Genomic DNA, 10,582 nt, shown 5'->3' on the forward strand with positions numbered 1-10,582 from the left:
AAAACGCCTAGCGCAACCCCTCGTTGATGCTGTTCAAAACCTTGCTGCCGGGACAGAGTTCATCCTTGCCAAGTTCGTTCAATGGACGCGTCGCCAGCTTGAGGTTCTGGTTCAAGTTCTGCGTGTTCGGATCGAGGAACAGCAACCCGGTCAGGATACGCCCTTCGTCCTTTGCCGCCTGGACCGCGTTCATCGCCCCTGTCCGGTCATCAGACCTGTAAGAGCTGTCAGCCTTGTGCAGGTGAATCACCGACCCGTCATGCAGGGTGACGCTCTGACTGGTGCCCTCCGCATACTGCGTGTGGATCTCTTCCCGCATCGGCACGAAATCCACCGGCATCGCATCCAGATGCTCACGGGTTTCGGCATAACTCTTGGTAGATCCGACATGATTGTTGAACGTCACGCAGGGGGAAACCACATCAATGAAGGCAAACCCCTTATGCGCCATTGCCGCACGGATCAGGGGCTCAAGCTGATCTTTGTCACCCGAGAAACTACGCGCCACAAAGCTTGCACCCTGCAACATCGCGAGACTGGCAAGGTCGATACCGTCGAACGGATTGACGCTGCCCAGCTTGCTGACCGAACCAAGATCTGCCGTGGCGCTGTCCTGTCCCTTGGTCAGGCCATAGCACCCGTTGTTGGCCACGATATATGTCATGTTCACGTTACGCCGGATCAGGTGGATAAACTGCCCCATCCCGATCGAGGCCGTGTCACCATCCCCGGATACTCCGATATATGTCAGCTCGCGGTTGGCAAGGCTCGCGCCTGTTGCCACCGATGGCATCCGACCGTGGACCGAGTTGAATCCGTGCGACCGGCCAAGGAAGTAGGTGGGCATCTTTGACGAACAGCCGATCCCCGAGAGCTTTGCGATCCGATGAGGTTCGATCGACGACGCAAAACACGCATTTCGGATCGAAGCCGAGATGCTGTCGTGACCACAGCCCGCACAGAGCGTCGAAATCGCCCCGTCATAGTCGGCAACGGTATAGCCCAGCCGGTTGGTCGGCAGGCGCGGGTGGCGGAATTTCGGCTTGATATAAGACATCAGGCAGTCTCCCTCTTCAGGGGTACAATTTCGGCGCTCTTGGTTCTCAGCGCCTTGCGGATCTGATCGGCAATGTCACGCGCAGTGATCGGTGTGCCAGAGTAGTTCAGCACCGAGGTCAGTTTTTCGGGTGCGATATGACACTCATTCATGATCAGCTGTCGCATCTGGCCGTCACGGTTCTGTTCGATCACAAAGACAAGGTCATAATCATGGATGAATTGATCGAGGCTTTCATGGAACGGGAATGCCCGGATCCGCATTGTGTCGATCGGATAGCCTTCGTCGGCAAGTATCTCGACCGCCTCATAGGCAGGCGAGGCGGTTGTTCCAAAGAACAACCCACCAAGCCGGAGCTTGGTTTTCGGTTTCTTCACTTCGATCGGTGGATGTGTCTTGGGTTTGGGCACATATGTCTTTGCCGTATCGAATTTGCGCAGCAACCTGTCTACGTTTTGCACATAATCCTCTCCGGATTCCGAATAGACCGCCATTTCGTTCTTTGACGACCCACGAGTGAAGTAAGCCCCTTTGTCAGGATGCGCACCGGGCAATGTGCGATAGCAGATTCCATCTCCGTCCACGTCGAGATACCGGCCCCACTTCTCGGCCGCGTCCAGACCGGCTGCATCCAGAACCTTGCCCCGATCCATCTGATAGTCGTCGTCCCATTCGAGCGGCGGCGACATCCAGTCATTCATACCCAGATCGAGATCCGACATCATGATTACCGGCGTTTGCAACCGTTCAGCCAGATCAAAGGCCTGCACGGTCATGTCGAAACACTCACGCGGCGTTGCCGGGAACAGCAAAACCTGCTTGGTGTCACCATGGCTCGCATAGGCGGCCGCCAGCACATCCGACTGCTGGCTGCGTGTCGGCATGCCGGTTGAAGGGCCAGATCGCTGCACGTTAATCAGAACAACGGGAACCTCTGCAAAATAGGCGAGCCCCAGAAACTCGCTCATCAGTGACAAACCCGGACCCGAAGTGGCCGTGAAGGCCCGCGCGCCGTTCCAACCAGCTCCGACAACCATGCCCATGGCAGCCAGTTCGTCTTCGGCCTGAACGATTGCAAAGTTCTTCTTGCCGCTACCGGCATCGATCCGCATCCGCTCGGCATATTTGCTGAATGCGTCCACGACCGATGTCGACGGTGTGATCGGATACCACGCGGCAACGGTGGCACCACCATAAATCGCGCCAAGCGCAGCGGCGGTGTTGCCGTTCATAAGGATATGTTCGCTTTCAAGAATGTGGGGGGCCACATTGCCGCCGCGCTTCAGCCGGATCGGCAGGGGGCAGTTGAAGTTTTCCTTGGCATACTGATATCCCATTTCCAGCGCCTGCACGTTGGATGAGATCAGCTTCTCCTTGCCCTTGAACTGGTCATTCAGAAGGTCCTTGAGCACCGGAAATTCGATATCAAGCAGCGCCGCCAGAGCTCCCACATAGACTACGTTCTTCAACAGCTGCTGCAAGCGCGGAACCGGGAACTCCCGCATGCACATCTGGGTCAGCGGAATGCCAAAATAGGTGATGTCATCCCGCTTGAGATGTCCCGCCAACGGCTTGGTTGAATCATACAGGAAATACCCGCCGGGTTCGACCGAGGCCACGTCCTTTTCCATGCTCTGCGGATTGACGCAGACCATCATGTCTACCCCGCCACGACGCCCGAGATATCCCTTTGAACTGACTCGCACCTCATACCACGTCGGCAACCCCTGAATGTTGGACGGGAAAATATTGCGCGGGCTGACCGGGATCCCCATGCGAAAGATCGCCTTGGCGAACAGGTGGTTGGCCGAGGCCGACCCGGTGCCGTTCACATTGGCGAACTTGACGACGAAATCATTGGTGCCGCTGATCTGTTTCATGTGACCTCCACAAGGTCAGGAGTGGCCTTTGCCACCGAGTAGAAGAATTTTTGAATATCCCAGGCTGCGGTCGGACAGCGCTCGGCACACAGGCCGCAATGCAGGCAGACATCTTCGTCCTTGACCATCACCTTGCCGGTGGGAAGTGTCTCGGACACATACAGATCCTGGTCAGGGTTGGTCGCCGGAACCAACAGACGCTGGCGCAGTTCCTCTTCGGGGGCGTTCTCGACAAAGCTGATACAGCTTGTTGGGCAGATATCCGTGCAGGCATCGCACTCGATACAGTTGCCGCCGGTAAACACGGTCTGCGCATCGCAGTTGAGACACCGTTCCGCCTGAACAAAGGCCGCCTCGGCATCAAAACCCAGTTCAACTTCCAGCGTTTTGCTCTTCAACGCCTTGTCGAGTTCGACAAGCGGTACTGCCTCGCGTTTGAAATCCACCGGGATGCTGTCATAGCTCCATTCGTGGATCCCCATCTTCTGGCTAATCAGTGTCACATTGGGGGCGGGGCGGTTCTCCAGATCCTTGCCCTGACAGTAAAGGTCGATCGAAACCGCCGCTTGATGGCCATGCGCCACCGCCGTGATGATGTTGGCCGGGCCGAATGCAGCGTCGCCGCCAAAGAACACATCCTTGCGGGTCGATTGGAACGTCACATCATCATTGATGATCGGAGTACCCCAGCTGGTAAACCGGACACCTGTGCTTTGCTCAATCCAGGGAAAGGCGTTTTCCTGGCCAATGGCGATCAGCACGTCATCACATTCGTAGAAAACGGGATCTTCACCGGTTGGGACCAGTTTCCGGCCACCTTCCTTGTCATAGACCGCTTCGACCTTTTCGAAGTTCATTCCGACCAGCTTGCCCTTGTTCAGCACGAACTCCATGGGCACATGGTTGTCGATGATCGGAATACCCTCGTGAATGGCGTCTTCCTTTTCCCAGGGTGACGCCTTCATGTCCTCGAACGGCGATCGAACAATCACTTTTACGTCCTCGCCGCCCAGCCGGCGCGACGTGCGGCAACAGTCCATCGCAGTATTACCACCACCCAGAACGATCACTTTCTTGCCGATCTTCTTGGTGTGGTCGAAGGCAACATTTGCCAGCCAGTCGAGCCCGATATGGATGTTCTTTTCGCCTTCGGTGCGCCCGGGAAGATCCGGCAAGTCGCGCCCCCGCGGGGCGCCGCAACCCACGAAAACCGCGTCGTAATCCTTGTCGAGAATGGCCTGCAGACTGTCGACATAGGTGTTGAAATGGGTGTGAATGCCCATGTCGAGGACATATCCCACCTCTTCATCGAGAACCTCTTCGGGAAGGCGGAATGTCGGAATTTCCGACCGCATAAAACCGCCGCCCTTGGCCTGCGAGTCGTAAAGATGCAGCTCGTATCCCAGCGGCGCGAGATCACGCGCCACGGTCAGTGATGCTGGCCCGCCACCGATCAGCGCAATCTTCTTGCCGTTCTTTTTTTCAACCTTCGGCAGGCGATCCGAGATGTCTTCCTTGAAATCGGCGGCCACCCGTTTCAACCGGCAGATTGCCACCGGTTCTTCTTCGACACGGCCACGACGGCAGGCCGGTTCACAGGGTCGGTCGCAAGTCCGGCCCAAAACGCCTGGAAACACGTTGCTTTCCCAGTTGATCATATAGGCGTCGGTATAGCGTTCCTGCGCGATCAGACGGATGTATTCGGGTACCGGCGTGTGGGCCGGGCACGCGAACTGGCAATCCACGACCTTGTGAAAAAACTCAGGGTTCTTGGTATCGGTCGGTTCCACGTCCGCCGCCTCCCTACTTTTGCTGCACCGATCGTATTGTGCACGACGGCATACCTAGAAAATGTGGCGAAAGACCGCGTGTAAAGAGGATCTTTCCAAATTAAGACCAATTGGCGATATCTGCGACACAAAACCGCGAGTTTTAAGGGACTGGCAACAGGTTGATTTTCAGATGTGCGTCCCGGACCCCGGCTGGTTCGGATCTATGCAGTCGTCAACCTTCGGGAAGTGGGGGCAGCGCAGGACGCGGATTGTTGACAGCGTGTGTGTGGATCCGCCGGATGCTCCACTCCACTGCCTTGCGCATCGTATCCCCAAGAGCCTCGTCAAAGGCAATCGCCAGATCCCCTGCATCATCACTCGCGGAAACCTCGAGTGCTTCGAAAGAGTTCGAGGCAATGATCTTATCATCATATGCTTCGACTATCTTGACGTTGATCCGGACATTGACCCTCAGAACCGGCTTGTCGTCCGCGCCGGTCAGCACATGAGCCTGAAACTCCCGCAGATCAGTGACAACGTGGTAATCCGCCCGCAGCCCGACCGCCGAGCGGCCGACCGCGGCGACCTTCCCGGTGTTCTCGAAACTTTCGATTAGCAACGCTTGAACAATCAATGGCGCCCGATCCACCCACCGCGCCTGCGGCAAGTACTGAACCTGCAAGGGGGTCGGTTGAACAGCAATCTGATCAGTGTTCACAGCGGCTGTGGCCGTCGGTTCCTCGACAACGATCTGTTGCTTGATCCTCGGTAAATTCGACGAAAACGTGCTCTTGGGCGTCAGCGCATAGAGATCGTTCGGTTTCGAGGCGCGATTGAGCGTTCCCAGCCCAGTACACCCGGAAACGGCCAGCGATAGAACCAAAAAGATAGGAAGAACAACGCGGTTCATCGGCGGAACTCCGAAGCTTGTGTGCCGAGAAGGAAGCGGGCCGGATCACGCTCGACCCGTTTGACCAGTCGATCGAGATTGACCACCAGTCGCCGCGATTCCTCAACGAATTGCTGCAATTGCGGCAGACCGACACGCAGGAAACCCGATACCTGCCGGCTGTTCTGCTGCACGATGGTGTCCAGCGTGCCCACAAGATCCGAGGCCGATCGCGACGCACTCAGGACCTCTTCCGAGATCACGTCGATATTGCCGGTCACCCGTGTCATTGTGTTCGAGAACTTGTCGACCGCGCTGCGCACGTCGGTAACGATTGCGTCCACATCTTCGTCAACGATCCTGTTGACCGAAGCAAAGGCCTGATCGGCGGTGGCAAGGGTGGTCTCGGCACTTTCCATCGCGCTGTAAATTGCTTCCAGCGTGTCATTGGCATTGGCGAATGTTTCGGTCGCGGAGTTCAACGCTGTGCGGCCATCATCGCTCAACCCGCGAAGCCGCTCGGCCACGTCCGACACGTTTTCACCAATATCGCCGACGACCCGGTTAACCGTCTCGGCCGACCGATGAAGATCCTCCAATAGACCCGGCAGATCCTGCTGAACCGATGCGTTGATAGTTTCAACGGTGTCGCGGGCATCGGTAAGCGTTTCCTCGAATAGCGCGATCGTGGATTCAGCCTCTTCCAGCCTTTTCTGGGCAGTCTCTCCGACCTGCTCATAGCGGTCGATCAGCTGTGTTGCCTCGGCACCGACCGAGGCAACCTGCTCCTCCAGCACGCGCGCTGTTTCCTGAACCTGCTCGGCCAGAACCGGCAAGCGATTGGTCACCAGATCCTGAGCGGATTCCAAAGTGGCAACGACCGTGGGCTCCAGCGTCTTGACGGTCTCATCCAATGTGGTTGCCACTTCGGTTCCACGCGCGATGAATTCGGACAATTCGTTTTGCATCAAACCGTCCGCGGTTGAGAATGCCTCCTTGGCTGTATCCAGCGTTCCGATCGCGCTGTCCGCGGTATCCTGTGCGCGGGTCAACGTGTCCGTGGCCGTGTTCAGCGTTGTCTCAGCAGTCTCCGAAAGCTGATCGAGCCGATCAGTAAAGGCCGCTATCTCGCGTGCAGCGGAACCAAGATCACCCGACAGCGTCTCGAAATCATCGAGCGTCCGGTCCAGTCGCCCCGAGGCCGAGGCAAGGTTCTCCAACACCTGACTGACGGCGGCCCGGTTCTCATCGTTTACGACGGATTGCACATCTTCCAACAGGTCGATTGCCTTGTTCAGCAGCTCTGGTGCACCCTCAAATATGGATTGCAAAGGGCTACGCTTGCTCTGGATCTCGCTTCCGTCGGGCAACAGGTCCGCCGTAGGAGAACCACCCGATAGGCCAACATAGCTCACCCCTGTCACGCCAAGTGATTGCAGTTGTGCGACCGTGTCGGTCTTGATTGGGGTCTCAGAGTCCACTTCCAACCGGACACGCACCTTGGACGGATCATTCTCGTCCAGATCCAGCGATACAACCTGACCGACCGGCAATCCATTGTACCTGACGCTGGCTGCCGACGCGAGACCCGAGACATCCTCAAACAGAACATCAAAATAGGCGTATTGGCGACTGACTTCGACCTTTGCGAACCAGAGCAACGCTCCGAACATGCCGAGAAGCCCCGCAAGCGTAAAGGCTCCAATCAGAATGTAGTTCGCTCGGGTTTCCATACTTTCTCTACTTGCCTCAACCTCTGTTCAGGTCCTTGTCCGGACCCTTTTCCTGCGCCGCCCGCGCCCTCGGGCCGGTAAAGTACTCCTGAACCCAAGGATGATCGACCGAGGTCATCTCCTCGATCGGACCTTCAACCAAGACGCGCTTTTCCGCAAGCACCGCGACCCGGTCGCAGATTGCATAAAGGCTGTCGAGATCGTGCGTCACCATGAATACCGTCAGTCCGAGCGATCGTTGAAGCTCGCCAATCAGATCATCGTAGGCGGCCGCTCCGATAGGGTCGAGCCCGGCGGTTGGTTCGTCAAGAAAGACGATTTCAGGGTCCAGCGCCAACGCGCGGGCCAGTGCCGCACGCTTGCGCATCCCACCGGAAAGCTCCGAAGGCAGTTTGCCACACGCCAGCGGCGGCAGGCCGACAAGGCTGATTTTCAACTCACCCAACGCTTTCATCAGACTTTCACTGATGTTCAAATGCTCTCGCATGGGTGCGACAACGTTCTGCAACACGGTGAGTGATGAAAACAGAGCACCGTCCTGAAAGGCCACGCCCCAACTGCGTTCGACCTGCGCCCGCTCTGATTCCGGTGCGTTCAGCACGTCCACACCCAGAACTTCGATACTGCCTGCGGCCGGCGTGTTCAGACCCACAATCGTGCGCAGCAACACCGATTTACCCGTGCCCGAGCCGCCAACGATGCCCAGCACCTCGCCGCGCCAAACATCGAGATCCAGATTGTCGTGCACCACCTGCGGCCCAAAGGCGTTTCGCAACCCGCGCACCCGGATCACCGCCTCTCGCTGGGTGCCGGTATCCTGCTGTTCCGGAGCCATCGATCCGTCCATGTCAGATCCCCATCTCGGAAAAGAAGATCGAGAAAAGGGCATCAATCGCGATCACCGCAAAGATCGATTGGACCACCGACGCCGTGGTCCGGCGTCCGACGCTTTCCGCAGAACCGCGGACCTGCATCGCCTGCCAACAGGCGATCACCCCGATTGCCACAGCAAAGAACGGAGCCTTTATCAGACCGACCCCGAAATGCCAGACATCGGTGTTTTCCTTCAGCCGCGTTACGAACATGCCCGGGCTGACACCCAGATCGATCCAGCTCATCAGCATTCCGCCCAGCAATCCGGCCAGATCGGCAATAAACCCAAGGATCGGCAGCACGACCAACAGCGCCAGCGCACGCGGCACCACCAGAACCTCGATCGGGTCGAGCCCAAGCGTACGCATCGCGTCGATCTCTTCCTGCACCTTCATCGACCCGATCGACGCGGTAAAAGCGGACCCGGATCGGCCTGCCACGATGATCGCAGTCAGCAAGATCCCCAGTTCGCGTAAGATCGAGATCGAAATCAGTTCGACGACGAACACCTCGGCCCCGAATTGCTTGAGCTGGGTTGCCCCCTGGAACGCCAGAACCACTCCGATAAGGAAACCCATAAGAGCCACGATTGGCACCGCTTTGAGCCCGGTTTCTTCCATCTGGGTCACAACCGAAGCCCATCTGAGCCGCCACGGAAAAGCCACGGAGCGGAAAATGCGGTGCAGTGTCAGCCCGAAAAACCCGACAATCGAAAGGGTGTCCTCCCATGCTCCGACCGTGCGGCGCCCCAGCTTCTCCAGCCACGGCACAAACCCGCGCGGTGGCGGTTCGGAACCTGGTTCGACCGGGATGTTTTCGGTCACGGTTTCCAAAAGGGCCGCATGGGCAGGTGCCGCACCGACAACCTCAACGCGGATCCCCTCTGCCTCGAGCCGCTGCTTTAGATTGGCAATCATCAATGCCCCACCGGTGTCGAGCGAATCGACCGCAGACAGATCAATCTCGGCGCTGCTGCCCTGCGCCAGCAATCCGGCCATCGGCGCTTCGATACTGTCCAGCGACCGGGTCAGCAGCTTTCCGGCAAACCGGACCAGCGTGCTGTCTTGGGTGAATTCGGTGGTGAGCGTCGGGCTTGCCATAACGGGATTAAGAAGCCGCAACCAAAGCTTCTGCAACGGTTTTCCGTTCACCGAGCCGGATATTGTCGAAAATCGTAGCGATTGGCCCACCAGACAACCCTATGCGGGAACGAAACCCTCGGTGGGGTCGGCCCAAGATTCTTGCTGCACAAAAAAACCAAAAAAGTTTTGAACCCTTTGCCCACCCCGCCCGACATATGTTCGTAACGAGTGTTGCACTTGCCGGGGGGCGGAGTTTCGCAAGACCAACGGGCAATCCGGGGGATGCCCGTTGGTCTTCCCGGCATTGCCATAGATCCGGCAAGTGCCTTTAGATCCTTAATCCGGCAATGGAGTGCCATAACACTTGGGTGGGAATATGAAGCGACTGATCGAAATGGAAGCCTTTGCAAGCGTTGTCGATCAAGGCGGTTTTACAAGTGCAGCCAAGAAAATGGGCATCTCGAAGTCCGCAGTTTCAAAGCATGTCGCCAATCTTGAAACCCGTCTGGGTGCCCGACTGTTGAACCGCTCAACGCGCCGGGTCGGCCCGACCGAGATTGGTCTCGCTTTTTATGACAGGGCGCGTCGGGTTCTCAACGACGCCGGCGACGCCGAAGCACTGGTCCGGTCAATGCAGGGCAAGCCCTCGGGTCGGCTGCGGATCAGCGTGGCAACCGATTTCGGGGTGAACACCTTGTCTCCAGTGGTCAGCAGATTTCTGGACGATCAGCCCGACGTAAAGGTCGAACTCGTGCTCAGCAATCGACGGGTCGATCTGATCTCGGAAGGGTTTGATCTGGCCATCCGCATAGGCGACATGGCCGACAGCACCCTCGTTGCCCGCAAGCTGGCGGAAAGCAATGTCCGCATCGTTGCCAGCCCGCGCTACCTTGAACAGCATGGACAGCCAAAGAAGATCGAAGATCTGAGCGAACACAAATTGCTCAACTATCTTTCGCGTTCGAACGGCGAAACCTGGAAACTGGCCCGTAGCTCGGGAAAGTGCGAGCAAGTTCATTCCAACAGTTCGCTCAGCGTCAATGACGGACAATCGTTGCTGAACGCTGTTCGCAGCGGCGCGGGAATGGCGTGCCTTCCCAGTTTTCTCTATTGCGACGCGATGGAGGCTGGCGAAGTTGTCGATGCCATGCCAGGGCTCGAACTCAAAAGCCAATCGATCCACATCGTTTATCCACCGGGTCGCTTTGTGCAGCCCAAGGTCCGCGCCTTCATCGACTTTCTGGTCGCGGCCTTTGCCCGCAAAGGCCCCGAACACTGGTAGCCAAGGTCAGCGGG

Annotated in this window: 8 protein-coding genes; 1 reads left to right on the forward strand and 7 read right to left on the reverse strand. The window is 57.6% G+C overall.

Translation table 11 applies throughout. From position 1 onward, the window contains the following. Nucleotides 1-7: 7 nt before the first annotated feature. The 7 genes from ACP15U_RS15665 to ACP15U_RS15695 form a co-directional block, all read right to left on the reverse strand. Nucleotides 8-1,057 (reverse strand): 2-oxoacid:ferredoxin oxidoreductase subunit beta, encoded by a 1,050-nt coding sequence (locus tag ACP15U_RS15665; RefSeq protein WP_425046092.1) that lies wholly within the window; start codon nt 1,055-1,057, stop codon nt 8-10. Continuing rightward, nucleotides 1,057-2,937, reverse strand: coding sequence for a 2-oxoacid:acceptor oxidoreductase subunit alpha (locus ACP15U_RS15670; RefSeq protein ID WP_425046093.1), 1,881 nt, complete (start codon nt 2,935-2,937; stop codon nt 1,057-1,059). The genes ACP15U_RS15665 and ACP15U_RS15670 overlap by 1 nt, the downstream gene beginning before the upstream one ends. Beyond that, nucleotides 2,934-4,727 carry an FAD-dependent oxidoreductase gene (locus tag ACP15U_RS15675; protein WP_425046094.1) on the reverse strand — a complete coding sequence of 598 codons (1,794 nt, stop codon included), beginning with the start codon at nt 4,725-4,727 and terminating at the stop codon, nt 2,934-2,936. The genes ACP15U_RS15670 and ACP15U_RS15675 overlap by 4 nt, the downstream gene beginning before the upstream one ends. Before the next feature lie 214 nt (nt 4,728-4,941). After that, nucleotides 4,942-5,619, reverse strand: coding sequence for an ABC-type transport auxiliary lipoprotein family protein (locus tag ACP15U_RS15680; RefSeq protein ID WP_425046095.1), 678 nt, complete (start codon nt 5,617-5,619; stop codon nt 4,942-4,944). After that, on the reverse strand, nt 5,616-7,331 hold the full coding sequence (locus ACP15U_RS15685; protein ID WP_425046096.1) for an MlaD family protein: 1,716 nt from the start codon (nt 7,329-7,331) through the stop codon (nt 5,616-5,618). Before ACP15U_RS15685 ends, ACP15U_RS15680 begins: the two co-directional genes overlap by 4 nt. Before the next feature lie 16 nt (nt 7,332-7,347). Then, nucleotides 7,348-8,178, reverse strand: coding sequence for an ABC transporter ATP-binding protein (locus tag ACP15U_RS15690; protein WP_425046097.1), 831 nt, complete (start codon nt 8,176-8,178; stop codon nt 7,348-7,350). Nucleotide 8,179: 1 nt separating this feature from the next. Next, nucleotides 8,180-9,304 (reverse strand): MlaE family lipid ABC transporter permease subunit, encoded by a 1,125-nt coding sequence (locus ACP15U_RS15695; protein WP_425046126.1) that lies wholly within the window; start codon nt 9,302-9,304, stop codon nt 8,180-8,182. Between the two features lie 358 nt (nt 9,305-9,662). Here ACP15U_RS15695 and ACP15U_RS15700 point away from each other — a divergent pair, with 358 nt between their 5' ends. Continuing rightward, on the forward strand, nt 9,663-10,568 hold the full coding sequence (locus tag ACP15U_RS15700; protein ID WP_425046098.1) for a LysR family transcriptional regulator: 906 nt from the start codon (nt 9,663-9,665) through the stop codon (nt 10,566-10,568). The last annotated feature ends 14 nt before the right edge of the window (nt 10,569-10,582 follow it).

Source organism: Primorskyibacter sp. S87 (assembly GCF_049801055.1).
GTDB lineage: Bacteria > Pseudomonadota > Alphaproteobacteria > Rhodobacterales > Rhodobacteraceae > JBNAGF01.